The sequence below is a fragment of the Clostridioides sp. LIBA-6822 genome (assembly GCF_056688955.1).
Window position 1 is genome coordinate 68,588 of the sequence record NZ_CP196996.1, and the last position, 26,964, is coordinate 95,551.

23 protein-coding genes are annotated in these 26,964 nt (G+C 25.7%); 3 read left to right on the top strand and 20 right to left on the bottom strand.

Annotated features, from left to right (window positions below; all coding sequences use genetic code 11):
- The first annotated feature begins 146 nt into the window (after window positions 1-146).
- Entirely contained in the window at window positions 147-356 is a 210-nt protein-coding gene (locus ACTG48_RS21025) for a hypothetical protein (protein WP_479918814.1), read from the top strand.
- 438 nt (window positions 357-794) lie between these two features.
- On the opposite strand, the gene ACTG48_RS21030 is transcribed toward ACTG48_RS21025, so the two are convergent.
- From ACTG48_RS21030 to ACTG48_RS21050, 5 genes are all read right to left on the bottom strand, one after another.
- Window positions 795-1,823, bottom strand: a complete 1,029-nt coding sequence (locus ACTG48_RS21030) for a hypothetical protein (RefSeq protein ID WP_172693300.1) — start codon at window positions 1,821-1,823, stop codon at window positions 795-797.
- A 93-nt stretch (window positions 1,824-1,916) separates the two neighbouring features.
- Window positions 1,917-2,231, bottom strand: coding sequence for a hypothetical protein (locus tag ACTG48_RS21035; RefSeq protein WP_172693301.1), 315 nt, complete (start codon window positions 2,229-2,231; stop codon window positions 1,917-1,919).
- Window positions 2,232-2,313: 82 nt separating this feature from the next.
- Complete coding sequence (locus tag ACTG48_RS21040; protein ID WP_021383369.1) at window positions 2,314-3,573, bottom strand: hypothetical protein; 1,260 nt, start codon at window positions 3,571-3,573, stop codon at window positions 2,314-2,316.
- A gap of 21 nt (window positions 3,574-3,594) precedes the next feature.
- On the bottom strand, window positions 3,595-3,897 hold the full coding sequence (locus ACTG48_RS21045; protein ID WP_172693304.1) for a hypothetical protein: 303 nt from the start codon (window positions 3,895-3,897) through the stop codon (window positions 3,595-3,597).
- A gap of 18 nt (window positions 3,898-3,915) precedes the next feature.
- Window positions 3,916-4,119: a hypothetical protein gene (locus tag ACTG48_RS21050; protein ID WP_172693305.1), complete on the bottom strand. Its 204-nt coding sequence runs from the start codon at window positions 4,117-4,119 to the stop codon at window positions 3,916-3,918.
- Between the two features lie 307 nt (window positions 4,120-4,426).
- Between ACTG48_RS21050 and ACTG48_RS21055 the strand changes: the two genes are divergently transcribed.
- Window positions 4,427-4,897 carry a helix-turn-helix domain-containing protein gene (locus ACTG48_RS21055; RefSeq protein WP_172693306.1) on the top strand — a complete coding sequence of 157 codons (471 nt, stop codon included), beginning with the start codon at window positions 4,427-4,429 and terminating at the stop codon, window positions 4,895-4,897.
- A gap of 120 nt (window positions 4,898-5,017) precedes the next feature.
- On the opposite strand, the gene ACTG48_RS21060 is transcribed toward ACTG48_RS21055, so the two are convergent.
- Window positions 5,018-5,395, bottom strand: a complete 378-nt coding sequence (locus tag ACTG48_RS21060; RefSeq protein ID WP_021383393.1) for a BlaI/MecI/CopY family transcriptional regulator — start codon at window positions 5,393-5,395, stop codon at window positions 5,018-5,020.
- 221 nt (window positions 5,396-5,616) lie between these two features.
- Window positions 5,617-5,946 carry a CPBP family intramembrane glutamic endopeptidase gene (locus ACTG48_RS21065; RefSeq protein ID WP_420314849.1) on the bottom strand — a complete coding sequence of 110 codons (330 nt, stop codon included), beginning with the start codon at window positions 5,944-5,946 and terminating at the stop codon, window positions 5,617-5,619.
- Between ACTG48_RS21065 and ACTG48_RS21070 the strand changes: the two genes are divergently transcribed.
- Entirely contained in the window at window positions 5,918-6,058 is a 141-nt protein-coding gene (locus tag ACTG48_RS21070; RefSeq protein ID WP_228846498.1) for a hypothetical protein, read from the top strand. The two genes, ACTG48_RS21065 and ACTG48_RS21070, sit on opposite strands and share 29 nt — an antisense overlap.
- Before the next feature lie 288 nt (window positions 6,059-6,346).
- Here ACTG48_RS21070 and ACTG48_RS21075 read toward each other — a convergent pair whose 3' ends face one another.
- From ACTG48_RS21075 to ACTG48_RS21135, 13 genes are all read right to left on the bottom strand, one after another.
- The gene (locus tag ACTG48_RS21075) at window positions 6,347-6,982 is read right to left on the bottom strand and encodes a hypothetical protein (RefSeq protein WP_102822224.1); all 636 of its coding nucleotides are present in this window, start codon (window positions 6,980-6,982) and stop codon (window positions 6,347-6,349) included.
- A gap of 66 nt (window positions 6,983-7,048) precedes the next feature.
- Window positions 7,049-8,062 carry a S1 RNA-binding domain-containing protein gene (locus ACTG48_RS21080; RefSeq protein WP_102822225.1) on the bottom strand — a complete coding sequence of 338 codons (1,014 nt, stop codon included), beginning with the start codon at window positions 8,060-8,062 and terminating at the stop codon, window positions 7,049-7,051.
- A gap of 20 nt (window positions 8,063-8,082) precedes the next feature.
- Window positions 8,083-10,356: a VirD4-like conjugal transfer protein, CD1115 family gene (locus ACTG48_RS21085; protein WP_172693308.1), complete on the bottom strand. Its 2,274-nt coding sequence runs from the start codon at window positions 10,354-10,356 to the stop codon at window positions 8,083-8,085.
- A 139-nt stretch (window positions 10,357-10,495) separates the two neighbouring features.
- Window positions 10,496-11,359, bottom strand: coding sequence for a hypothetical protein (locus tag ACTG48_RS21090; protein WP_131793141.1), 864 nt, complete (start codon window positions 11,357-11,359; stop codon window positions 10,496-10,498).
- Between the two features lie 378 nt (window positions 11,360-11,737).
- Complete coding sequence (locus ACTG48_RS21095) at window positions 11,738-12,334, bottom strand: RusA family crossover junction endodeoxyribonuclease (protein WP_172693310.1); 597 nt, start codon at window positions 12,332-12,334, stop codon at window positions 11,738-11,740.
- Window positions 12,327-12,788: a YopX family protein gene (locus ACTG48_RS21100; RefSeq protein ID WP_172693311.1), complete on the bottom strand. Its 462-nt coding sequence runs from the start codon at window positions 12,786-12,788 to the stop codon at window positions 12,327-12,329. Before ACTG48_RS21100 ends, ACTG48_RS21095 begins: the two co-directional genes overlap by 8 nt.
- A 10-nt stretch (window positions 12,789-12,798) precedes the next feature.
- Window positions 12,799-13,236, bottom strand: a complete 438-nt coding sequence (locus ACTG48_RS21105; protein ID WP_021383343.1) for a hypothetical protein — start codon at window positions 13,234-13,236, stop codon at window positions 12,799-12,801.
- Between the two features lie 15 nt (window positions 13,237-13,251).
- On the bottom strand, window positions 13,252-13,638 hold the full coding sequence (locus ACTG48_RS21110) for a hypothetical protein (RefSeq protein ID WP_172693312.1): 387 nt from the start codon (window positions 13,636-13,638) through the stop codon (window positions 13,252-13,254).
- A gap of 115 nt (window positions 13,639-13,753) precedes the next feature.
- Complete coding sequence (locus tag ACTG48_RS21115) at window positions 13,754-14,089, bottom strand: helix-turn-helix domain-containing protein (RefSeq protein WP_021383376.1); 336 nt, start codon at window positions 14,087-14,089, stop codon at window positions 13,754-13,756.
- A 245-nt stretch (window positions 14,090-14,334) separates the two neighbouring features.
- Window positions 14,335-24,642, bottom strand: coding sequence for an immunoglobulin-like domain-containing protein (locus ACTG48_RS21120; protein ID WP_172693313.1), 10,308 nt, complete (start codon window positions 24,640-24,642; stop codon window positions 14,335-14,337).
- Between the two features lie 119 nt (window positions 24,643-24,761).
- Complete coding sequence (locus ACTG48_RS21125) at window positions 24,762-24,983, bottom strand: hypothetical protein (protein ID WP_146026533.1); 222 nt, start codon at window positions 24,981-24,983, stop codon at window positions 24,762-24,764.
- Between the two features lie 19 nt (window positions 24,984-25,002).
- Window positions 25,003-25,395: a hypothetical protein gene (locus ACTG48_RS21130; RefSeq protein WP_172693314.1), complete on the bottom strand. Its 393-nt coding sequence runs from the start codon at window positions 25,393-25,395 to the stop codon at window positions 25,003-25,005.
- Window positions 25,396-25,408: 13 nt separating this feature from the next.
- The gene (locus tag ACTG48_RS21135; protein ID WP_172693315.1) at window positions 25,409-26,935 is read right to left on the bottom strand and encodes a coiled-coil domain-containing protein; all 1,527 of its coding nucleotides are present in this window, start codon (window positions 26,933-26,935) and stop codon (window positions 25,409-25,411) included.
- Between the last annotated feature and the right edge of the window lie 29 nt (window positions 26,936-26,964).

Below are 26,964 nucleotides of genomic sequence, written 5' to 3' on the forward strand. Positions count from 1 at the left end.
CTTAATAATAATATATTGCTATAAAAATATTTTATTTCAACATACAAAATAAGAGTGTGAACCTATTCTAAGACAAAATACTAAAACAAACTTAGATTAAATGCTATAATAAAGCTAAATAAATTAATGTTGAAAGGAGTAATATTATGAAAGAGCATGAATTAGAGCTGGATGTAAGTATCTCCATACCAATTTTAACAGTTATCTTTTATATGACTATAGTTTCAAGTTTATCTGCTCTGAATAGCTTTAACAACATAAAATATATACCAATAAATGAACTAGGTTTGACCATTGGATTTGTTATATTTAACCTTATACTGAACTCTATATTTATAGAATTTACCTACATTTAATTATAGCAGCTATTGATGAATTATTTCTGCTATAATTCAAATTTATTTTGACATACCAGATTATTTTTTATATAATTAAAGCATAAACATTCAATGTTTATACTTGCGATATACATGTTTAAATTGTACTATGTTAGTTATAAAATGCCATGCTTAAATTATATGGAATTTTGTTTAAATTGTACTATGTTAGTTATAAAAGACTATGCTTAAATTGCATAATATTTTGTTTAAATTATACTATGTTAGTTATAAAACCTTATGCTTAAATTGCATAATATTTGTTTAAATTATACTATGTTAGTTATAAAATTCTATGCTTAAACTATAGTTATATTGCAAGTTGTTTAAATTATACTAAATTAGTTTTATGTAAAGAGTTGTAAATATATTATATTTACAACTCTTTTTTGTTACAATATTTTTTAATTTAACAAATTAGTTTTCATAAACTATATTTTGATTGTAAATTACACTATACCATTTTCCATCACAATATTTATAAATTTCTTTATTAGCATACCTTCCATCACTATATTTCACTGCATAATAGCCATCTTCAAATTCATATTTTTCAAATTCATATGTTACTGTTGCACCACTTCTTGATCTATCTATTATTGTTGTTAGAAAAGAAATTATTTCACCATTTTCATCACATTTAGCAACATAATAGCCAGGCATTGATTTAAAAGTCTGTCCATTTAATTTTTTTAATTCATATGGAATATCATTGAACTCTTTTAGTTCAATAGCTTTAACAAACTCCTTATTTAATATCTCATATTTTATATTGTATTTCTTCAATTTATTCAAATTTATTTTATATTCAAATTTATTTTCATTCGTTGATGATTCTGATAGTTTACATATTTTAGTATCCATCAATACACCAAATAAAGTATGGTAGTCATCTTCATTTATAGATTTATGCTTGTCTCTATCTAAACAAAATGAATTTTTATTAAAATAATTAACATATACAATATTATTATCTAAAAATTCTCTATTTCTTTTGATAACATTTTCTATTTTTCCTACATATTCGCTACACACATTATTAAATTCTTTTTCAAAGATTTTTTCATATTTCTCAATATCTGATATTGAAATAATATTATTAGAATCAATATCATCTTTTAAATCATTTTTAATTTTCTCAATATCATAATTAATCAATATAAGGTCACCTAGTTCATCTAGACTAGTTTCGATTGCAATAAGAATAATATGCTTAGCTTCTTCGTCTTTCTCATTAATATTTTTTAATTTTTCAATACATGAAGCTAATAGAAACTTCATTCTTTTTATGCTTGCATATTTAAAAAGACTATCTGCATATCCTTTATCAATCGAATTATCCATTGAAATGAATTTTAACATAGACTTTACCATATAATAGTGCCTATCTAACATTTCATTTAAGATTCTTTTTTTTAAGTCATTTAAAGTTCTTGTCTTATCCATTTAAAACAACTCCTATTTTTTATATTTTAATTATAACTCTTATTAGTAAAATTGTTATTGTAATAGGTATAAAAAGTTAAATAAATTAACTTTTTACACTTCTAAATTATTTTGACTCATATAACCTATTAAACATTTAATTATGGTATCTTCATATTCATAAATAGTTTCTATATTGTAATCTTCCCAATCTCCATACTTGCAACTATCAATACTAATATATTTAATTTTTTCTGTCATTCTTAGATATATATTTGTATCATCATATAAAGTAATGCAAACGCTATTACTTGTTTTTCCATTCCATGTTTTTTGCAAGTAAAGATATTCATTCACATTTATATAATCATCTTCTAACATTGCTTTTTTTACTAATTCAGCTATTGTATTTATCTTATTTTCATTCATATTATTATCTCCTATTAACTTTGTTGACAAGCAGCTTATTTTTAATTGCTATTAATCTAGCTACACTATAATGCATGTTTATTTAAGGTATATAGTTGAAATCCAAAACATATGTTTGTATATATTTTACTTTAAACCATTCTGTACTATCATATTTATATATAGATTCTTTATCTCCATATTTTATGATATAATACCCAGGTATAAAGTCATATGTCCCAAAATCATATGTATAATTTTTATCATTTATTGGAATTGTTTTTAAAAGAAATGATTCTATTTGTCCATATTCATTACATTTTGCTATATAAAACTCAGAAGGTTTTTTTTGTAGTGTTAGAACAGTATTATTTAGTAAATCTAAAATTATAGGCATGTTATCCAGTTTGATTAGATTTTTTGTAATCCCAGTTTCAAGAAGTTCATAATTTCTGTTATATAAATCTAATCCCTTTAAGTATACTTTTATATCATATTCACTGTCACTAATTTCTCTTATGTGCTTATCTATACCTGAGTTGATTATAAAATTTTCTATTTTATTTAGTGTATTTACTTTACTTTCAAGTATAAAAGAATTTATATTTATTGAATATACAACCTTGTCTTTCATAAATTCATATTTTTCATTTTTTTTATGTTCTAAAATTCTTTCACATCTTTTTTCAAGTTCTTTAGTGTCATAGCCTAAGAAAGAGAGTTCTTCTATTATGATATCATATTCCTTAGCATCTTTTAGATTAATAAAATCTAAATTGCTTATTTTAGCCCAATATTTAGTAATTGAATTTAAAAGATATTTTATTCTACAATCTTTAATTATATTTTTTAACTTTTTTTTAAACTCATTAGTATTAAATCCTAATTCCTCAAGATTACTAATATATATAGATATTAATTTCTGGTATGATTCTAGATTATTATAATTAATCATATCAAACAGTCTATTACAAGAGTTTATTAAATAATCTACCCTAAGTTTTTCTAGGTCTTTAATCTCATCATCTCTAATTATACCCTTCATTACAAGTTCTATAGCAAATGTTAGAGCATAATTGTATGTAGATTTATCCATATCATATTGTTTAATCTCATGAAATTTATCTATAAACACTTGATTTTTATATTGCTTACTATAGATATTTTTTCTTATACACTTAAATTCTTTTAAACTTTCTACCCCACAAAAATCAAATATTTTTCTTAAAAGGACCTTATCTTTTTCTATTCTTTTTGAGCTCCAGTGATTCAATTTTATGTCATAAAAGCAATTGGTTTTATTATTGTCTATATTAACATATAAACAATGTCTAGGTTTTGAATAATATACTCCTAGTATCATTATATATTCCTCCTAATTATTCTATTGTTTAAAATATTCCTCAAATATACTTAATATAATCTTTGATTGTTTAGCTGTAAGTTTGGGTAAACGAGGATCTCGGATTGTAATAGGTTCTTCACCTAAAATTTGATATTTACTATTATCTTCATCATTAAGCCAGTCTAAAGCTTCTTTCTCAGTTTTCTTTTTTTCCATCCAAAGTTTGCCTAATGAGTTGTCTATACAGATATAGTATTTATCATCCTTATACAGATATAAACCTATAATATTATTTTTTACAATACGATCAAACGCATCTTTATCTACATTTTGTATATTCATACCTCTTCCTCCAATTGGCTAATATCTATTAAACTCAAATGGTTCTTTATGACGTATCTCACACTCTAATATTTCTGCTACAAAAACTTTTTCTGATACATCTCCTGGATAATTAGATATAAAATATTCTTTAAATGCATCTCTATAATCCTCTAAATACACATAAGGTGGTAAATACCTTTTCCAATCACTCATTTTTAATAATTCATCAAAATACTCCATTATTTTATCTCTCCTTTTAATTTTGCTGACAAGCAGCTTATTTTTATTTGTATTAAAAAAATACATTATTTCACCTCATATATAATATGGGGCAAATATAATTTTTTTTTGAAAATAATATTATTGTAGGAATTCACATTATAGAGTTTTAAAATAGCACTTGATTTACTTTATGAATACTGTAAGTTAAGAAAAATACTTATTTTACAGGGATGCAACTCAAGGTTGACAAAAAATATAGTCAAATTGATAGTATGCAACCTGCGTATTTGTTAAGATTTTAGTATAAAGGTTGAGGAGGAGAAAAATGGATATATCTGAAAAAATCTTAAAATTAAGAAAAGCACATAATTTATCTCAGGAACATTTAGCAGAGCAGCTTAGTGTGTCAAGACAAAGTGTATCAAAATGGGAAACAGGTCAATCAATACCAGAAACAGAAAAATTAATAGCTTTAGGTGAAATATTTAATGTTACAATAGATTATCTTTTGAAACCATCTGAAATAGATGAAATATCAATTAGAACAGAAATTTTAGAGAAGCAACAACAACAGTTAGTCGAAAAGGAAAGAAAAAATGATAGGGTTAGATTTATTGTATTAAGTTGTCTCGCAATATATTTAATTGCATTCTCTATCTATATTATTGGCCACTTCTACTTTGAAATATGGAATCCAAGTATAATATTAAGTGAATTTGCAATAGCAACTGCAATAGCAATTGCTATTAATTTAAAACATAAGTATAGAACTAATAAAAATTCATCAAATGGCTAGATATATTGATTATTATTTATAATAGAATTAAAGTCCTTACAATCCATTTATTTAGATTATGAGGGCTTTTTTACTAGATATATTTAAATTGGTGTTTAGAGAATAGTATAGGTGAAATTTTTAGTCATCTTCTTCCCAGTTTTTTACCCACTCTTCTAATGAGGTTAACTTTTCATCTGTTAATTCTTCTTGAAATAATGACACTAAAAGGCTTTTTATAGAGTTGCACCCTAAGAGCTTATGTATTTTTTGCGATATAAATTCAGAATACTTATCTTCTTTAATTGAAATTGTATAGTATGTACATTGACTTGTTTCTTGAATATATAAGAATCTTTTATTTGATAACTTAGACAAAGTCTTTAGTGTTGTTTTTTCTGACCAGCTATATTTTTCTTTCATATAATTAACAACATCATATGATTTTACCCCTGTATCTAAACTCCAAATAAATTTCATTATAATTAATTCTGATTTTGATAATCTTCTCAAATACATAATTATCGCCCCAATCATTTGTTTATTTAATTAAATGTTACAGCAATAATTTTATATAATCAAATCCAATTATTACCATATATTTACTGTGCATTGAATGGCTATATCTTCTGAGTCTTTATTCTTAATGTCAACTAAATCAATAACTTCATGCATATTATTAACTTGTTCTATAGCATAAATGTCATATTTTAAAATGTTTTAGAAAAACTAAAGATTTTTTATGTAATATAGATTGTCAAAATAATGAAGTTAATAAAATTATTAATAAAATGTAATAAGATACATATATTAATTGAACAAGTCCTATGGTATAAATAGCCTAGAAAGACACCTATTATCATTGCATTGATGCCTTGTAATAGATTTAAATGATATATACTAAATAAAAAAGAAGATAATATTATAGACTTGAAAGCATTACAATTATCAAGTAGATTATTTAATATAAATTTCCTATAAATTAATTCTTCTGCGATAGGAGCAATTAAACAAGTCTGAATAAATAAAGATAATAAATAAATGATAAGTTTAGATGAAGTATCAAGTATTAAGTTTAATTTCGGGAGTACAGAATATAGACTTAAATTTAAAAAAGTATTTTCAAGTTTACTTAGTAGTATTGAATTTGTAACCATTATAAAAAGTAGTATTGTTATGTAGTGTGTAATTTTCTTTTTATTATTTTTATATTTAATCTTAATGATATCTACTGGGAACTTATATATTAAAACATACATATTGTAATATATTAGTACTAATAGTACTATATTTAAAACCGAATACACATACACATTAGTAACTCTATTTGTTATTATAGTTACTAACGACGTAGATGTCAAAATTAATATTGTATGTATGATTGTTATCAAAAAAATGTCTCTATACTTTCTCATAAAAGCTCCTATTCATAATTATTGGCCAATAAAACTTATTGACCAATAATTTATATCATTTGCATTTATTATAATTATTATATTTTTGTACTATATCAGATAGCTTATCACTTAATAGTAATCTTCTATCCTTTACTAAGACAAATGCAATCATTTTATTTTTAAATAATTTAAATTCTCGATAGCTGGTAAGACTATTTTCATTTAAAACTATTAATATATTTTTTATATCTTCTTCTGTCTGAATTAATATTTCTACTAGATTTTGCTCTGAAGGATTGCAATAAATAATATCAAATCTTTTCAAGTCTTCCTCATCATTGTTTTTATAGAGTTGGTAAAAATATATCCTTGGAATAACACCATTATCTTTATTGAAATAACATATATTCATCATATTTTTAAACTCTATATATACATTAGTTAATATTAACTCGTCTTGATTAATTTTATCCTGGTCTGCTAATACATCTATAAAAATATCATTCTCATTATCATAATAAAAACTATATCCTGGATTTATAATTCTTTGCCCTCTTTTTAATGCAAATTTTTTTATATTATTAATCTTTTTGATTTTACTTTTGGGAGTTACATTTTCTATATCTTTTGGATCTAGTCTTATAAGCTGTTCTGATGTACAAAATCTAAGTATTTTAATATATTCATCCACTGAATAGCTTTTTAACATTGATTATATTCCCACCTTCTATATACATTGTTTTAATTAAAAAGAGATAGCTCTAAGTAGAACTATCTAAAATATACGACCAGATAATTGTTTCTTTTCTTTATCTATTTTTCTTAATAATACAGTTATTTCTTTTCCTATTTCTAAATTAACATTTCTTTTTACAGGATAATTACATGCTATAGTTAATCCTCTTCTAAGTTCAAGATATATTAGTTTTTCTGAAAGCTCCTTTATCTTTGCTATATATACACCTCTTTCTGAATAATATTTTTTATCAATAATATATTTATCAAATATGTCTTCTTCAAGTTCTTTTCTACTTAAAAAGCATCCTTCTTCATCTAATTTTAATATCTTTAAATTTACTTCATCGCCTATTTCAAAGTAATCTTGTATTCTATAAACTCTAGAGTTAGATATATCTCTTTTTCCAATAGTACCTATTTGGCCATCAAATTCTGTCACAGCATAATAATCATTTACATCTATAACTTTAGCTAATACAATATCATTTACATTATGAGGTCTAGCTTTTCTTAATATTTCTAATGCTCTTTTTCTAGAAGCATAAACAACCTCATTTTCTTCATCTATAGATGTTACCAAATATGATACAGTAGAACCAACCATTCTTCTTAAACCTCTTACTTTAGCAGCTATAAGTTGACTCCCTTCCAATTTTCTAACAGATAAAGGTAAATATAAATCCATTTCTTCTACATGTATTTTTATCTTTAATTCATCTTTGTAAGCACAAGCATATATATCACCATTTTTGTTTTCTCTTTCTACAGATTGTATTACACAAGTATCAATATATCTTTGATACATTAAATCTCTATATTCAGATATTTTTTGTCTTTCTCCAGTATAATTATTTCTTCTTTTAGGTTGTTCAATTAATGTATTTTCTTCTTTAGTAGTTACATTTGTACTATCAACATTTACTTCTTCAATTTCATTTATTTTGTCTTTCTCCATAAATTGTATCAACTCTGAATCTGGAAGCTCGATACTTCTAACTTCATTACTTTCCTCTATTTTTACTGTTTCCTCATTTATTCTTATTTCTTCCATTTTTTTATCCTCCAAGTTTTTTATTTGTTGAACATAGATAAAGACATCAATTCTTTTTTATTTTCTATATCTATATCATCATTTTCATCTTCTTCATTGTTTAGAGCTATATTTATATGTATATCTCCTCCAACATCTTCTACAACTAAATCTCTTTCATTAGAAATCCCTTTATCTTCATGTATTTCTAATTCATTATAATATTCTTCTTCTAATATTATTTGTTGTGCTTCATACTCATAAAATTCTAAATTATACTCATCCTGTATGAGATTACTTTTTTCTAAGTTTATTTTTATATCTTTTTCAGGATTAGTTTCATTACTAATAGATTTTATATTAAATATCTGATTACTTAATTCATTGGTATTAAAATTACTCTGTTCAAAAGATTTATTTTCACATTCTGCTATCAACATATCTAACTCTTGAAGAGCTTTTATATTTCTTTCTTTCATATCTTCTTCCATATGTTCATCAATTGTTATTTCATCTCTAAAAGAATATAGCCAATCTTTATGGAATTCTTTGGACCATTCTTTGAGCATATAATATATTGGTATTTCTTCCATTTCATCACTAAGTTCATGGTTTGTGTAATCCATCTTGCTCATTTTTATAGGATTTTGCCCTTTTAGCATTAATATAGAATGAAACGGATTTATCCTTCTAACCTCATCCATATTTAAAATATTTCTTTTTACATATTTTTCGGATATTTTCTTTTCTAATGGATTAAAACTATATTTATCTTTACTTTCTGAAAAATCTTTAATAGTCATAGAACCTAAAGTGTCTGAGATAAATTTAGCAGTTGTATTTTCATTACATCCCAAAAATATATGATTATCACAATTTCCTAAAATATCTTCCCATTTTCCTTCTGGATATCTATTTTGAAGTTGTGTTATATTTTGAAATATTACAAACGCATTTATACCCCTTGAACGTATTGTAGCCATTTTCTTTTCAAAGTCAGGAATCTGAGCTATATTAGGAAACTCATCTAATATGAAATTTACTTGTTTATCTAATTTTCCTGTTGGTTTTCTATCTGCTATTGATATCAATTTTATAAAAGCCATAGAAAAAAATAAACAGGCCATAAAATCAAATGAAGCATGTGAATCTGGTAAAACAGCAAAATAAGCACATTTTTTTCTTCCTGGAAGCCCTAAGTCTATCTCATTTTCTGAGGTAAGCATTTTAAATTTTTTAGACTGGAACAATTGTAATCTAGTTGCTAATCCAGAGATCATTCCAGATCTTATTTTAGTATTTTCAGAGCTTTCTAAAAATATATTATATGGCTGAATCGCAATATGGTCTTCTCTAAGAAATTTAAATCTCATTTCTAGTTTTTTAGCTGCATCTTTTGCAGTTAGAAAACTATATAGTGAAGTCATATTTCTTTCATTTTCTGGAAGTTCTTTTATTATGTATAAAACTAATGCCTTTAATAAATTTTCTTGTCCTTTTTCCCAAAAATCACCTCCAGCTTTTTTATTTTCTTTTGTATTAAGCATAATTGATTGTGCAAATGTTATAGCACTCATATCATCTTCTACAGTTGATAATATGTTCCATTGATTTGAGCATTCAATATTGTTTAAGTTTAATGCCTTTACTATGTAACCAAACTTTTCTAATATACTAGAACATTTTCTAAGAAGCTCTCCTTTTGGATCTGTTATAAACATACTTTCTTCTGAGCGAATGAGATTTAAAATATTTGGAATAACAAAACTACGAGACTTCATTGAACCTGAACTTCCAAATACAGCTACATTTCGATTATTGAATGTATTTTTAGGCAAGGTGATTATATCCTTTGTACCCCTAAAATATCCAAATATTATACCTTCATTTGTATTAATTGAAATATAATCCTGTAATTTGTTAATTTCGCCTCTTCCCATCCATTCAGCAGTTCCATATGTCCCTAAATTTTTTGCACAATCTATTTTTTTCTCTTTCTCCTCAAAATTAAAAGAACCGGATTTATTTACAATGAATATGGCTCTTATTATGAATCCAAATATTAAGAAAGTTATATTAAGATTTATAAGTGTAAATATTATTTGGAAATTAAATAACTTAAACAAAACTTTAATAGGAGAAAAATATAGCTCTAATAAATTTACATTAAAGAATCCTTCTCTAATCATAATTACAATAGGAGCTTCCATGTATATTATTGTAGCTATAAGTGCTAAATACTTTTTTTGACTACTTCTTGGTATCTTTTTTAATATATTACTTAAAATTAGATAAATCTTTGATAATTTAATCACCTCCTAAAAAAAATACAATATTCAGTTATAGAATCTGAATATTGTATTTAATAAATTGGATTTATTTAGTTAATTAGCTATTCATCATGTAAAAGATTAGAAACATTTATAAAATAGCTTTAAATGGGTATTTAATGCCTTATTTGTATATAGAATTAATATCTAGACTAACTATCTTTGCATTCTTAAATTCATTCTTTACTTTATCTCTTTGATGTTCAAAGCATAGGATATAACAACTATCAATTGTCTGCTCCTGTATAAAATAATTAACTAGTTCCTCTTTTACAAAATCATTTTCTAAAAAATTAAATGTTATTATATTATTTATATAGAGATAGTTATTTATAAACTTTATATTGATATTGCTCTTTAGCAAATCAAATATATTTTCATTATTGAGCATATCATCAGAAATTAAATTTAATACTTTAAATGAATCCTCTTTCAAACTCATTAATATTTCTTTTTTGATAAATTTTTTTTGAATGTCTATTGATTTATAATATCTTAAATTATCTTCATTTTCGAAGAATATAATTACATTTTCTATCATTAGATCATTAATCTCATTTATAACTTTTTTAATATAAAAATTGTTTGAATTTCTTTTTATTTTATATACAAAATATTCTTTGTCATTATTACCAATAACTTTCCCATAAAATAATTTTATAAACTCTGTTCCATCTTTTATATATTTACCATTCTGTATTTGTGAACGTCCTAATCTTTTTTTGAAATTTTTAAAACTATACAATAACTCATGAATCTCTGCTAAAAATCTTCTTTTTTCCATTCTCAAATAATTTTTATAATGAATTTTTTCCCCAAGCAATTTTAAATAGATACGACCTTCATTACCTAATGTGAACATTTTATTATTTTCCTCAATATATTGTTCTTCTTTAAGTCTATTTATTCTTGCATACTTATACTGATTAGAATATTTATTCTTTGGGTCTTTTAACTCATAAAATTTATGTAAATACTTTCTTTTCACAGATCCATACTCATTTAATAATTTTAAGCATTCTAGATCTCGTTCTTTAATTGTTATATCACCCAATTGTATAATTTTCCTTTCTTTATTCAAATTTTTTTATCTGAAATATAACTCTTTTTTATTTCAATTTCCTAGCAAATTTTTTTAAAGTTATTTGAGATTTTATCGGTACACAAATCTCAGCTTTTTTTGTTAGCATACCTAAATCTGTACCTATTTTGTCAGGAAATTTTTTCATGAAAGCATTGCAAATACTACATTTAACTCCTTTTTTTTGTATTGAAATTCAATACTTTTTTAGAATAAGTATTTCAATATTGAAAAATGCGATTTTTCAATATTGAAAAATTATCATTTTGTATATTAAAAAACTCATTATAATATACAAATCTCATTTACATATTCTAAGGAAAAATCTTGATTATAAATTGTTATTTCTAGACCTATATTTTCACTACTTTCACCAGTCATTAGTATTTTTACTTGCTCAAAATTATCATCCTTGATTAAATTAGATTTCATAATTGCATCTGTATATGTTTTAAAAAAATAGTTATCAACATCATACTTTAGATAATCTAAATACAACTTATATTTTATGATAATTTTGTTGAAATGTTCGTTAAATCCACTTAATTTATAAATTATTAACTGTTGAATCAATTCTTTATAATCAGAATAATATCTTGAAGATTCTACTGAAAATAAATTTGGTGGCAACATATCTGTCCATATTTTTATTTTTTTGTTTTCTACATATTCATTTACTTCGATTAACTTATCAGAATAATTACTCACATCATCTAATTCTAATCTTTCAGCTACCTGTTCATTTTTCATTATTTGTTGTACTAAATGATACTTTGTATTCTCTAATGTTTCTAAAGCCTTAAAGATATTTCCATTATTTAAATTTATTTTATCTCTTATGTCTTTTAGCGAATGGTCTATAATATAACTTTCTTCACTCAAATAAATCACCTCTATTCTTGGTACATAAATTATACTTTTTTATCAAATCTTCATTATCATATTTATTTCCTATAATGGTTATCTCATTTGACTCATTAAATAATAAATAGTAACTATCACCATCATATATTTTCCAACTTCCATTATGAAATTTCACTACCCCTATTATTGATTTTTTATCAAAATACAAGTCTTTCATATCATTTTTAGCTATATATACTATTGAATGAACTATATCATCAGAATATATATTAGTTCCATCAGAATCCTTTTTAAATGTAATTTCTCCTAGCGTATTTCTTTTTATTGGTATATGATGATCTATTAAATCTGATTTTCCTGTGTTATATACTATCTTATGTATTTTAGTATCATTAACTCCTGTTGAATAATAATGTCCATATATCCAGTGATTATTTTTTATAGATTTTCCTCTAAATGTTTTTATTTTCATCTGCTCACCTTTAAAGTTCTGTAATTTTATAAGTAATATTATTTAATTCAAAACAATCTGAATCACTATATTTCTTCTTAAGAGTATTAAAAACAAAACTTATATCCTCATTTATAATTTCAAATTCTTCATTTCCTATAACTGATTTATACAACTCGCTTTCATTTAAACTTGTTATATAATCTTCAGCTATTGTATTTTTCTTTATTAATTTTTTAATCTCATACTTATGTCTAAAACTATTCTGTATAACTGTAGTTCCTAACAGATTACTGTTTATATAAATACAATCTGACAAAAGCTTTATTTCACTATAATTTCCTAGCTGAAAAAGTGATATCTCTGATACTTCTTCTATCACAAGTTTTTTATAAATTGTTATATGAATAAATATCTCCTCAATATTAGCTACAAATTCTATTTTGTATTTTCCAAATTTATTTAACATATTTCCTCCACAATATTATTCATTATTTGATGTTGTTAGTATAGATGATTCATTATCTATATTATTTCTGTATTCCTTAGGATATAGCTCGCCATTAGTTAATATCTCTTTTGCCTTTTCTATAGATAGAAATTCACTTATTATAACTGTATCAATTAATAGCTCTTTTGATTCTTCTTCATATTTGCACAACCTTCCCCAATAATATAATTTTTTATTTAAATATTCATTTGATTTTTCATCAACATATACAACACCCCAATTTGTTTGTCTATTACATTTAAATAGAATAGAAGGATACTCTATCCCATCTATTCTGCAATTAGCTAAAATCACATTATAATTTAGTTGACTTTCTAATTGTTTTTTAAAGTTCTTTCTTTCATTTTTATCGAAAAACATTTTTATCACCTCTTAAAAATATTCATAAAAAAAGTTATATTGTAGGCTATATAAAGCAACTACAATATAACTGATGAACATAAAAAAAGAGTTATCTTATTAAAATAACTCTTTTTTAATCCTTATTTTCTAAATATTTTAGATTTTTAATTAATACAGTTAAAACTTCTTCTACAGTTCTCAATTGATCAGGATTCAAATCTTCCAATTTATTTGTTATTTCATTTAAAACATTTGGTTTAACATGCTCAACTGAATCTTTAAGAATTATATCTGCTGATATGTCTAAAGCATTTATAAGTTCTAAAAATGTACTCAAACTTGGTATTTTTCTACCTCTTTCAATATTACTGAGATGGTTATACCCTATATCAATTTTTTCAGATAGTTGTTCTATTGTGAGTCCTAATTCTTTTCTTCGTTCTCTTATTCTAGTACCTAAAAATTCCATGATGATCTCTCTCTTTACATAATTTTATTCATAGTATATATTTTTGAATTTTATTTTGTAACACCCTAGAAGAACGCATTACGTTCTTCTAGGTTTAATTACTATTAAATATCTTATGCTTTTTTCTAAAAATTATGCTTGATACAGAATAAACACTATAACTTCACAACCATCTTATGTTTTAAAATGATAATTACTTGAAAAGATAACTCTTCTAAATACTATTATGATATAAAATAGTTTAATTATTTTTTTCTTCTATTAAAAATTAAACCTATTGTAGATAATATTCCTATACCCCAAAATATACCTATCCCCGTATCACCTGTAGGAGGATTATTTTTCTCTATATTATTATTATCAATTTCCTTTTCTATCTTCTCATCATTTATAAGAGAACTTATACTATTTGAGGATTCTTCTTTAGAATTATTATCTTTGTCTTTTACTTCTTCATCTTTTTTAGGATATATTATTACTCCATCTGGTTTAAGTATTGCTCCACCTTCTGGTATTTGAATTGTCCCATCTGGAAATATAATTATCCCTCCTGGTGGTACAATTATATTTCCATTATCATCAATAGTTGGTTTTTCACCTTCTTCATTTGGTTTAATTTCTGTTCCATCTGGTTTTTCAATTGTTCCATCTGGAAATACCTTGTTTCCGTCTTTGTCAATGAATATATCTTTATTATCATCTTTACCTGCATCATCATCTATATTAGGAAGCTTATCACCATTTACGTTATCTTCATCTTGATTTGGTTGGTCTGGTCTAGTTGGAATGTGATTATTATGTGAATCATCATTATCATTATCACCCCAATCTGGATTTGGATTAGGTTCCTCACCATTATTATTGTCCCATCCACCATCTTTTACAAATATTGTCGCTCCTGCTACAGTTGTATTATTATCTGAATTTTTTACTTTGTAAGTCACATTGTATGCACCAGGTTTAATTGTATTTACAATACCAGACGCTTTTATTTGTGCTGTTATGTCTCCATCTACATCATCATAAGCATATACTCCACTTTTTATATTAAATGTATCTCCTACATTTAGGTATTTATTATAAGTTTTTATTCTCGCCCATCTTCCATTTTGCCAATTTTCATTATTATTACCTAAATTTGGTTTATCTGCTCCTTTTTCTATGACATACACAACTCTAGTAAATTTTACTTTATTACCATCACTATCACTTACACTATAAAGTATTACATATGTCCCAACTGCATTAATATCTAAGTTAGTTTCATAAGTTATTTTATTTGTTATGTCTCCATCTTCAGCATCAATAACTCTTATACCATTTAAAATTCTATCTTCTCCATATTTTTCGCCTACATAAATGTAATCTTCATCCCAAAAATTGACTTCTGGAGGACTATTTATTTCATTTGGTTTGGAATCTGGTAATTGCTCACTATAGTCTATAACTCTTATCTTACATACTCTTGAAGTTTCTTGACCTTTAAAATCTGTTACTGAATATACTAACTCATATTCACCTTTTTCATATCTGTTTACAAATCCTTTGACTTTGATAAAATTGGTTAAATCTTGACCTTTGTAATCTTTTGCAGTAACACCTTTCATTATTTTAAATTCATCACCAATCATTATGGTTGCAGTACTCACTCCATTTATAATTGGAACTCCAGTTATATTTATAATAGGTGGCTCAATTACTTCCTCAGCAGGTGGTTTACCAATTTCATAATGTACAATATCTCCTTCATTGTCATAAGAATCAATTGGCACAACATGAATATATTTATATCCTTTATGTTCAAATTCTATTTTATTAGTAGATATAGATGTGGTTATCATACCACTTTTTAAATTATCTTCTCTTTTATTGCTTAATTTCCATTTAAAAGATTTAACAACTCCACTTATACTTCCTGTAACTCCCCATTCATTTCCTTCTTCACTTGTCATATCCCTAAGAATTAAGTTATCTTCCTTTAATCTAGTTCTAACTTGATACTTTTCAGAAGCTCCTACATCTCTAGCATTTATATTAAGTGTAATTTTATCCTTTAATTCATCTGTATCCATATCACTACCATGTATATTATTTACTTTTGGACCATAAATATCTTTTGCATTTTTATCTACAAAATTTAAATCTTCTGTATATCCAACAGTTTTATAGTTTCCAATTTCATAATCATATTTTCTAACTTCATAAAATACTTTTTCTTTTAAAGGGTTCTCTTCCCAGGATATGACTAAATTATTTTCTTCAAAGTCTGGCGTTACTTTAATTTCCATATCAGCATATACAATTATATTTCTTTTCACTTCTCTTTTATTCCCTTGAGAATCTTCAACTTTATATGTTAATAGGTATTTTCCATTTACATCTGAATTTACTTTTCCCTCAATTTCTATTTTAGACGTTAAATCTCCATCTTCTGTGTCATATGCACTTATTCCTTTAAATGGGTCAAATTTATCCCCTTCTTTAACCCTTATAGTGTTCACACCCCTTATAACGGGAACATGATTAGTATCATATTTGCTACTTATTAAATGATGTGCAGTTTGGCTTACATTTCCATTTAGGTCAATAGCTCTCACATGTAGAAATTTGAACTTACTATTAGATATATCTATATCGCTCACATTTTTTGCATTTACAAAATTGGCTGCTTCTGTATCTTCCTTATCGTCTATTATATAATTGAACCCTGCTAATCCAACTGAAACAGAACCATTTTTAATTTCACTAGAGTTTATAACATTACCATTTATGTCTATTGCTTCAACGAAGTATCTATATGTTGATGCTAAATCTCTTGCTAATAATTTTAATTCAGTATTTTGTTCTGAATCTTTATTGATTCCTTTATCTGCTAATTTTATTATATTTTTAGTTAAAATAGTAAGTCTACCAATTTTACTCGTTTCTTCTCCGATAATTACTTCATTTAAATAAGTTATTATCGGGGAACTTACATCATTGGCTGAATTATCTATAAATGTGGTATCATTGAAAACTCCTTTTTCTTCAAAATCATACCCATTTATATTTGTTCTATATAATTTATACTTAACAGCATTTTTTACCTCATTCCAATTGATTACCAATTCATCTTTTTTTGGTTCTTCTATATTTAACTTCATATCACCTGTAACATTTACTTTTACAATTACTTCTGATTTTAAGCCTTTACTATCTTCAACACTGTATTTAATTTCATATACACCTTTTATTTGATTATTGACTTCTCCTTCAACAACTAACTTATCTGTTAAATCTCCATCTTCTAGGTCATATGCTTTTACACCATCCAGTTTATTAAATTCTTCTCCTATTTTAATAACTCTATTTTTTCCTTTTACAGTTATTCGTGGCTCATTATTATGTGTTTCATCAGCAAGTTTAATATGTTTTGTTTTTGTAGCATTACCTTGCTCATCTATTGCTTTTATATGAAGATATGTATTATAAGTTATATTTTCAAAAGAAAATTTTCCATCTGTATTATTTATAATATTATCATCAAGCTCTGTATCTGGATTTTCATCAACAATGTAGCTATATCCTTTAAACTTAGATGTGACTGTAGCTTTAGAAACATTTGAATATGCAGTTTGATAATCGTCTTTATCATAACTTTCTATTTTATATTCATATGTCGTTCCAACTTCTTCTGCATGAAATTCTAATCTCGAACTCATTTCCTTATCAAATATTAAAGAAAAATCGTATACTGGAGGTGTTATATCTTTTCCATCTACATCTTTAAGATAATTTTCTTTTGTACTCTCTGAGATAGTTTTAAATTCATCTGAATTACTATTCAACTCTCTTCTAAAAACTTTATAATATTCTGAATCTTTATATTTATTCCAACTCAAATTAACACAATTACTTTTATTATCATTTGTAGAATTCAAAACAATATCTTGATTTGATACTATTTTTTGTATATGTGCAGTATCTTCATATTTATATATAATGCTACTATCATTATTTTTATCATTTTCAAATTCAACAACAAACCCCTCTATGTCTGTCCAATATGGGTCAGGTGAGTTGTTTGTGTCATTCCATAAACCTTTTGAATTTTTAATAGACACCATATAATGTTCAGTTCCTCCAAAATTATTCGGTTCTCCAGAACACCAATTTGTAAATTTAACAAGCTCTCCTGTAACCCACTTCCATTGACCTTCTTTTTCCTCATCTGTTGCTCCAAGCCAAGTAGTTTTCGTTGTTAAAGAGTTAAACAGGTCTAACTCATGTTTTGATTTAATTGTTGCTAAATGTCCTTTTAGACCCTTATATTCCATTTTTTCAGCTTCTAATTTAGCATTTTTCCAACTTATTCTTTTCGCTTCTACAAATTGATAATAATTACCATTTTGGGGATTATATACCATATCATCTACATTATTATTTTGTAATCTTACATTAAATGTAAAACTTGTACTATTATCATGTTCTATCTCAATTGATTTAATTAATTCTTCTGCTTCTTCTGTAGTATATTTATCTTTTAATATTACCTGTTGCCCTTTTACAGATTTCTTTACACCTTTGTCATTGTATTTAATAAGTATGCTATTATTAAATCCTTCATTTATATAAAGTTTAATACCATTTATTAATTCATTGCTATTATTTGTAATTTTTGCATCAGGAAAATTAACTAGGAATCTTTTCTTATTTGCTTCACCTAAATCAAGATTTAAATAATCAAAATCTTCCTTTACTGTAATGTATTTTATAACCTTACTCTCTTGTTCTTTACTATCTTTCACACTATATTCTATTGTCCATTTTCCTAAGATATTTGTATCAAATTTATCAGTTATTTTACCATTTGGATTTTTAATACTCACTTTTATATCTTTAGTTAAATCTCCATCATAATCATCTTCTGCTGAGATATTTTTCATAACATCATACTCTTCATTTTGTGAGACTGATATGTTTCCACCAATTCTTAAAACTGGTGGGTTGTCTATAAATAATCCTGTTATTGGTAATGTAACTATCTGACTCTTATTTCCTGCTTTATCTATAGAGATTATATGGATATATTTTTTACTTGCTAATTCTTTTGCAGAAATAAATCCATCTGAACTATTTATTACATCCCCCAAATTTGATGATGGAGTAGCGTTATCAGTAACTTCATAGCTAAAACCTTCAAGACCAGATTTTATTTCAACCATTTTTTTATTTGAAGTATGCGTTACATCTCCAAATTCTGATACACCTTCCACATAATATTCAAATTTAGAAGCAACATCCTCAGAATCGAATTTTAAACCCTGTTTTATTCCTGTATCGTATAATTTATATATAGGAGTTGTTGGTTCATTTATATCTTTTCCTTCAATATCTTCAAAATAACTTTCATTTTTATCTGATGAAATTACTTGAAAATCCCCTATATCATTTTTCTTTTGAAATACTTTATAATAACTTATATCTTTAACATCGTTCCAATCTAGTATTACTTTATTTTCTTTTTTATCTACTAATGTATTAAGTACTATATCTTGTTTAGACTTAAAAGGTTCAATATTTATAATGCTTTCATAGTCAAAAATATTTATTGTATCTGGAGAAGGAAGTTTATCTTCCATCCCAAATTCTACTACAAAACCATTCTTTTCTTTATTATCTGTTGATGCTTCATTCCAAAATGATTGTTCTGTTAACATACTTAAAACTTCTTTTTCGCTTTCTGAATCTATTTTTACTAAATAACCTTTATTACCTAAAAACTCTTGTTTACTTGCTTCTTTTTTAGCATCTTCTAAGCTAATTCCCTTCGAATAAATAAATTTATAATAATGATTATTTTCATAATTATAAATTATACTTTCAGCATCATTACTACTTAAAACTATATTAAAGTTAAATTTCTTACTATTATCATGTTCAATTTTTACTGATTTAATTAAATTTTCAGCATCTTTAATGGTTAATTCATCATCTATAACTATACTTCTATTAGTTGTTATTTTTTCAATTCCATTTAGTGTATAATGAACTTTCATAGAATCATTAAACTCATTGCTAAAATACATCTTAATTCCATTTACTTTTTCATTTTGCTCTTTAGATTCTATTTTAGCATTTGGAAATTGTGTAAACTTACTTGTTGTTAATAGTTCTCCAACATTAAGTTTTAAGTTTATATTCTTTATTACATTTATTTTTCTGATATATTCTGTAGTTTGACCCTTGCTATCAGTTACCTTATATTCTATAATCCAGTTCCCTAGAATATTTGTATCTATATCAGATACAACTTCCCCTTTAGGAGATATAATTTTAGTATTAATTTTACTTGTTAAGTCTCCATCTATTTCATCAGTAGCAGACACTCCCTCATTTACATCTATTTTACTATTTGCTTTTAAAGAACTATCTCCAGGTACATTTATAACAGGAGGTTCATCTACAAACAGACCTAAAATTGGAATTGTTTTTATAGCACTAATATTTCCTGCATTATCAACTGATGCTACATATAAATAATTTTTATCTACTAAATCTCTAAATTGTATAAAACCATTACTTTTATTTTTTAATTCAAGTGGTATTGTAGAACTATTGCTTACCTCATAAACAAATTCTTTAAAATCACTTTGTACATTTATATTTTCAACATTTGATGTTCCTATTTTATTTCCATTTCTGTCAATTGCATTTATATAATATGAATATTCACTTCCTAAATCGTCTGAATTTAATTGTATTCCTTTTTTCAATTCATCTTGTATTTTATATTCTGGAACTAAAGGGGCTACTGAATCTTTTATACTATAATCATCTATTTCATTAATATCTGATGTCACACTTTTAGATAAGGTCCAACTCTTATCATCTTTTTTCTTAACATAAATATTGTATGCATATGCTTCTAAATCACTATTCCATTTTAATTTTGCTTTTTCTAAATTATCTACTAAAGTAACTTTTAAATTTATATCTGGTTTAATTTTAATATTAGTAGAGACTTTATCTAAAAATCCAAGTTTGCTAACATTTGCACTCCCCCATCCGTTATTTACGACATAATATATAGAAATTGCATCATAACTATCTCTTTGTACATCAATTTCTCTTAATTTAGTATAATCGTAATTTGGATAGAATATTGTAAAATTACCTATATCTTTCCATATGTTATTTTTTAACCCCTTAATATAAAAGCGATTATCTACTCCAGAAGTTTTTGATATACTTACAGTACTAATTTTTAATGGTGAATTAAATGTTATTATTGCAGTATTTCCACCTTTTCCAGAATACCAGCCTCCTGTTAAAGCTTCTGGTTTATCTGATGTAGTTCCCAAAGGAATATATCTTTCTTCTGCTAAAGTAATATTTAAATTATATTCTAAGCTGCTATCACATTTAATTTTTAGTGTCTTTAATACTTCATCCAACTGTTCTTGATTAGAAAGTGCTATAGATAAGCTATTTTGTTTTTTAGTATATTCAATGTCATTTAATTTATATTTTATTTCTATATCGTTACTAAAACCCTTCTCAAAGTTTATATTTAAGTTACCTTTTCTATATAGTAAGCCTTTAGCATTTGGAAATAATACATTTCCGTTTCCATCATTCTCATAGTCACCTAAATCTAGTTCTAAATTACCTTGAACTTGTGGTATGCTATAATTTTTTGTTATTGTAACTGGCTTACCTAATAGGCTAATAGAAAATTCACAACCTTCATATTCATCATAACTTATAGAAAAACTTCTTAGAAGCTCATTTAAAGTATCTTGTGTTAATCCTTCGATAACTATATCTTTTCCCTTTTTAGTTATCTCTTCGCCATTTATACTATATCTTATTTCTAACTCAGTTTTTGAAACAAAATTTAAATCTGCCTTATCTCTTATTTTTCCAGTAGCATTTTTGAATGTTATTACTCCATCAGAATGTTGTATCTCACCCATATCCAAGCTATCATCCATTTCAATTTTAATATCTTTTGTAATCTTTTTCCCAGAGTTGAAATTTAGAGAAAAAGACATATCTAAATTAGATGTGTTATCATGTGATATTTTAAGACTACTTAATACTTCTTTTAGTTGCTCATTATTTTCTATATTAATAACTATATTTTCATTGTTTTCTTTTTTTTCTTCGCCATCTACACTATAAGTTGTTACTAAATTTCTATTATATCCATTTTTAAATGATATACTTAAACTAGTATTTGTACTTATTTTGCCAGCTGCACTTGGAAATGTTATATTCCCTTTTCCATCGCTATTAAAATCACCTATTTCAAAATTAGCTTTATCTATAGATATGTTTAAACATTCCTTTTTTTTATCAGACATAAAAAACTCTAAATCATAGATATGAGCCCAATCTCTTCCATATGAATAGAATTCTAGCTCTTCATAATTATTAGGAACGACATCGAATTTTGCATTTGATTGATTTGCCCCAAATGAGCCAATATCTTTCCAAGTTCCATTATTTTTCCCCCTAACAATTAAAGCGTTTTTAGAATTATATCTTATTGCAGATAGATATACATTATTTATATTTTTTAAATACATTGATGTATTATAAGTTCCTGCGTTCCATCCTACACTACCTTTAAAAACATTGCTAGGTTGATTATTTCCATAACCTATTCCTGAAGCTACAAAATTTTTAGGAATCTGCCAAGATAAATTTTCCATATCTGCATCTGAAGAAACTGAAAATATCTTTAAAGAACATCCTTCAAGTTCATCAAAAGTAATTTCTAAGCTTTTTAATATCTCATCTAGTTCCTTTTGAGAATTTATTTCTATTTTAACAATCTTATCTTTTTTTATTATTTCCTCTCCATTTAATTGATACTTTATAGACGTATCCTGATTTTCTACATCATTGAGCTCAAAGACTATACTAGAACCAAATCCGACTGTATTTCCCTTAGCATCAGGAAATGTGATTTTATTATTTATTACTTTCTTTTCTCCAAGCTCTAAATTTAACATACTTTCAATTTTATCTACTGTTACAGAATCTGAAGCAAGTTCTTCTTCTAAATTAGAGTTTAATATAACTTCATGTATAGTAGCCCAAGCACTTCCTAATCCTCCAGTAGCTATCCAAGACGAATTTACATTAATTTCATCATAATCACCTTTTTTTATAATAGGGATATCAACTGTATTCATCTCATTCCCTTTCACTATTTCAACTGTTTGACCAATTACCTCTGATGACCCTCCTTTCTTACCAGTTATAGTGTATTGATTTTTTATGGTTGTTGATGGAGATACTTTTAATTTTATAGTATCAACTTTAGTTTGACTTGGAAATTTGAAATTGATATTTCCAGATTCACTAGGAGCATTCCAATACGTGTTTACATTACAATCAATCACATTCGCTGGATAACCTGCACCATAATAAGTTCCTGTTGTAACCGTTCCATCAGGAAAAGTTTTCTTTAGTTCCATATCTACAAGGCTTACATCAATTTTAACTTTTTGGTTTTTTGTATTTAACTTCAATGTTTTTAGTATTTCATTTATTGTTTTTCTATCATATGCCTCTGTAATTACCACTTTTTCATCACTATTTATCTTATTTCCATTAACTTTATATTCAGTTCCTATAGGTGTCGAATATTCAAGCTTTAGATTCAATTTATCAAATCCATTTACAACTGCACTTGGAAAAGTAACAAAAGAGTCATTAATAGATGGCTCGCCTAAGTTTAAACTTGGAGAATCAGTATAGTTAAAATGCTGTGCTTCAGTTTCATCAAATGAAATCTCGCAAAGTCTACTCATATTATCGTCAGATAAATTAGGGATTACTTTTACTCCTTTATAGATACCTTTATCTACTTTAATAGTTTGAGTCTCTCTAGAATAGAGGTCTATAGCGTAGTCATTGGCTTCACCTATCTTTGTCCAAGTTCCATCCTTAAGTCCTTCTATTATTGCACCATTTTTTCTTCCAAAAGTTAGGTTTATTGTATCTAACTCCGTCTCTTTATCAAATATTAATTGCCACCATCCTTTGCCATCAGCACGAAAATGACTTCCTAAGTCTCCATCTACAGCCTCTTCTTGTCCAATACCATTTGAACTTATAATTCCTTTTGGTACACTAGTCAATTTTATTGAGAAATTTACATTCGCATCACATTTTATTTCTAATGATTTTAATACTTCTTCTAACTCTTGTTGATTTTCTATTCTTATATTTATAACTCGACTTTTAAGAGAAGGTTCATATGTTATTCCTTCCATTTTATTTCCATTTTTTATATAACTAATTTTCACATTACTTTCACCATCAAAATTAAAAAATAGATTAGCTTGTTCTTTTATAACTCCCTTTGCATCAGGAAAACTTAGAATTCCATCATCATTTTCATATTCACCCATATCAAGTAAAAATTTTTCATTTTCTAAATTATTTTCATAATTCTTATTATCAGCAAAAACATTAATACTAGGTGTAATGCCTAAACCAGTTGAACTTGCAATTATAGTAGATAATAAAACTGAAATTACTTTTTTGTTGTACATACACAACACCCTTTCTTTATATTTGTTAATTAATTTTAATTGCTTTATTCTTGATAGGATCTTTAATCAATACTTAGTAATATTGAATTTTCCAAATTTAATACTATAGATTTCTATCACTATACAAAACAATCAATCTTATAATCTTTTGCTTTACTTTTTTCCCCATTAAAAAAACGACTTACAAAGTCGTCTTTATTTTTATCAATTACTTTTATTTTTTGTAATTTTTTTAGTTCACAAGTGTTTTGTAACTCTTGTATCAATTTTTCATGTTTCATTTTTTCATCTTGAAACACTATTTTTATTACTATTTCTTTTACATTAGATTTATCCATCATACATAATATCCTCATTATTTTATTTTGTATCATTTATCACATCAGAATATCCATCAACATGTGTAACTCCTGTTGTTATTCCATCTAGTATGTCTTGTACCGATGCCAAGTCATCATTAGCTTTACTTATTTCATTATTTATAACCGTAATGTCTGTGGAATCATCTTCACCACCAGAATTTCCTTTTAGCTCATTATATTGTTCAGTTAACTTAGCTCTTTCTTCTTTTAATCTATTTACTTCTGCTATTAGCTTTGTTTCTCCTTCTGATAATAGATTTGCATCATTATCCAATCCTAGTAATGTATTTATAATATTATTGGCTGTATCGCCACCTGTGTAAGTCATTGCGATTACAGAAACAGATGCTGTTGCTATGCCTAATGCAGCTAGCTTTTTAAGATTTTTCATAATACTTTTCCTCCTAATCTGTTAATGCAGGGAAATTATCATCATCCAAATCAAATATTCCCATATATCCAGTATAACTATCATCATTAGTGCCTGTCATTCCAGTAAAAGCCACTTTATTCCCAGCTAATAAAGACATATTTGTTATTTTTAAATCATCTTGAGGTTTTATGGTTTTCTTTAAAGTACCATCTGAAGATATTACCATTATGCTACTAAAATAATTAGATACTAATATATCACCATTGTTTAATGCAATGTCATACTTATTTCCTATTAAATCTTCAGTTGGGATTGTACTTTCTATTGTTCCATCTGTCGTTATTGTACTGATTGTTTTTACTGCATAAATTACACATTTCTCATCTTTTTCTTCAACTACACATGTTGGTCTTGAACTATTTCCATTATAATAAGTGTAATCATCACTTATTTTAATTGTCCATGACTTTGTCCCATCTTTTGTATACTTTGTAGCAAAAGGGAAAGCTGTACTAGAAGTTATACTATCGTAGGTTTTATTTGCATAACCTACCACAATTATATCTCCGTTTGACATTTCTATTGCATTTCCAATATTAACATTCCCACCATTACCATTTATTTTAGATTCCCATTGTTTATTCCCTGTATTATCAATACATAGAACCCTTGAATAAGCACCAGCTGACATACTACCAACACATAGATAGTTCCCATTTTTAAGTTCTATAACATTTTCAATTGTCTCAGCCATTGTATCTCCACTATCAAATTGTGTTGTTAACTCTATTTCACCTTGGGAATCTAATTTTATTATGTGTATTGTATTTGTTGTTAATTTTCCTAGCGAACTTGTTAAGCTTTTATCTTGAGAAGTAACAAGTATTAAAGCTCCACCATCTTTTGTTGCTTTGCATAGATTTATATTACTTACACTAGTATTATTTAATTCCTTATGCCAAACCTCTGTTCCATTAAGATTCACCTTTTGAAATATAGTCTTTCCAGCCTTTGTACTATTATTAAATTTATTTAATACTAATAACATGTTATTATCTTTCAGTAAACAGCTTCCTTTTACTGCATTTATATCATCTATTCCTTTTAATTTTCTTGCATAATTTTCGCTTCCAAACTCTGGTAAAACATAATCATCATTCATAGCTTCAGCATAACCTGCAATATGCCCTTTAATTGGAGTATATTTAGATAAAGCTTCTTGTATCCTATTTGCATCACTATTAGCTTTATTTAGTTCTTCCTTTGCCTTCGCTAATTCACTTGTAGCCTTTCTATATGCCATAGAACTTGTCCTACCATTATTTTCTAATTTAGCTATTTCTGATTCTAAAGTACTTATCTGACCTTTTATTTCTTTTGCTTTTGCTACTAAATTTTTCTCTCCTTCTTTTAATAAAGATACTCCTTCTTTCATTTCTGTTAGCTTTGTTTTAGCTTGTTCTATTATTCCACTACCATTCCATGTCACTAATAAAGCACTAGTGGCAATTGTCGCACTTATACCTAATGCAACTAATTTTCCTTTAGAACCTATCATAAACTTTCCCTCCTTAGATGTTGTCTAAT

What these genes read in the sequence shown, in the direction of transcription:
- ACTG48_RS21025 (WP_479918814.1), top strand. Translation starts at nt 147, where the DNA reads ATGAAAGAGCATGAATTAGAGCTGGATGTAAGTATCTCCATACCAATT.
- ACTG48_RS21030 (WP_172693300.1), bottom strand. Translation starts at nt 1,823, where the DNA reads ATGGATAAGACAAGAACTTTAAATGACTTAAAAAAAAGAATCTTAAAT.
- ACTG48_RS21035 (WP_172693301.1), bottom strand. Translation starts at nt 2,231, where the DNA reads ATGAATGAAAATAAGATAAATACAATAGCTGAATTAGTAAAAAAAGCA.
- ACTG48_RS21040 (WP_021383369.1), bottom strand. Translation starts at nt 3,573, where the DNA reads ATGATACTAGGAGTATATTATTCAAAACCTAGACATTGTTTATATGTT.
- ACTG48_RS21045 (WP_172693304.1), bottom strand. Translation starts at nt 3,897, where the DNA reads ATGAATATACAAAATGTAGATAAAGATGCGTTTGATCGTATTGTAAAA.
- ACTG48_RS21050 (WP_172693305.1), bottom strand. Translation starts at nt 4,119, where the DNA reads ATGGAGTATTTTGATGAATTATTAAAAATGAGTGATTGGAAAAGGTAT.
- ACTG48_RS21055 (WP_172693306.1), top strand. Translation starts at nt 4,427, where the DNA reads ATGGATATATCTGAAAAAATCTTAAAATTAAGAAAAGCACATAATTTA.
- ACTG48_RS21060 (WP_021383393.1), bottom strand. Translation starts at nt 5,395, where the DNA reads ATGTATTTGAGAAGATTATCAAAATCAGAATTAATTATAATGAAATTT.
- ACTG48_RS21070 (WP_228846498.1), top strand. Translation starts at nt 5,918, where the DNA reads ATGATAAGTTTAGATGAAGTATCAAGTATTAAGTTTAATTTCGGGAGT.
- ACTG48_RS21075 (WP_102822224.1), bottom strand. Translation starts at nt 6,982, where the DNA reads ATGTTAAAAAGCTATTCAGTGGATGAATATATTAAAATACTTAGATTT.
- ACTG48_RS21080 (WP_102822225.1), bottom strand. Translation starts at nt 8,062, where the DNA reads ATGGAAGAAATAAGAATAAATGAGGAAACAGTAAAAATAGAGGAAAGT.
- ACTG48_RS21100 (WP_172693311.1), bottom strand. Translation starts at nt 12,788, where the DNA reads ATGAAAATAAAAACATTTAGAGGAAAATCTATAAAAAATAATCACTGG.
- ACTG48_RS21105 (WP_021383343.1), bottom strand. Translation starts at nt 13,236, where the DNA reads ATGTTAAATAAATTTGGAAAATACAAAATAGAATTTGTAGCTAATATT.
- ACTG48_RS21110 (WP_172693312.1), bottom strand. Translation starts at nt 13,638, where the DNA reads ATGTTTTTCGATAAAAATGAAAGAAAGAACTTTAAAAAACAATTAGAA.
- ACTG48_RS21115 (WP_021383376.1), bottom strand. Translation starts at nt 14,089, where the DNA reads ATGGAATTTTTAGGTACTAGAATAAGAGAACGAAGAAAAGAATTAGGA.
- ACTG48_RS21120 (WP_172693313.1), bottom strand. Translation starts at nt 24,642, where the DNA reads ATGTACAACAAAAAAGTAATTTCAGTTTTATTATCTACTATAATTGCA.
- ACTG48_RS21125 (WP_146026533.1), bottom strand. Translation starts at nt 24,983, where the DNA reads ATGATGGATAAATCTAATGTAAAAGAAATAGTAATAAAAATAGTGTTT.
- ACTG48_RS21130 (WP_172693314.1), bottom strand. Translation starts at nt 25,395, where the DNA reads ATGAAAAATCTTAAAAAGCTAGCTGCATTAGGCATAGCAACAGCATCT.
- ACTG48_RS21135 (WP_172693315.1), bottom strand. Translation starts at nt 26,935, where the DNA reads ATGATAGGTTCTAAAGGAAAATTAGTTGCATTAGGTATAAGTGCGACA.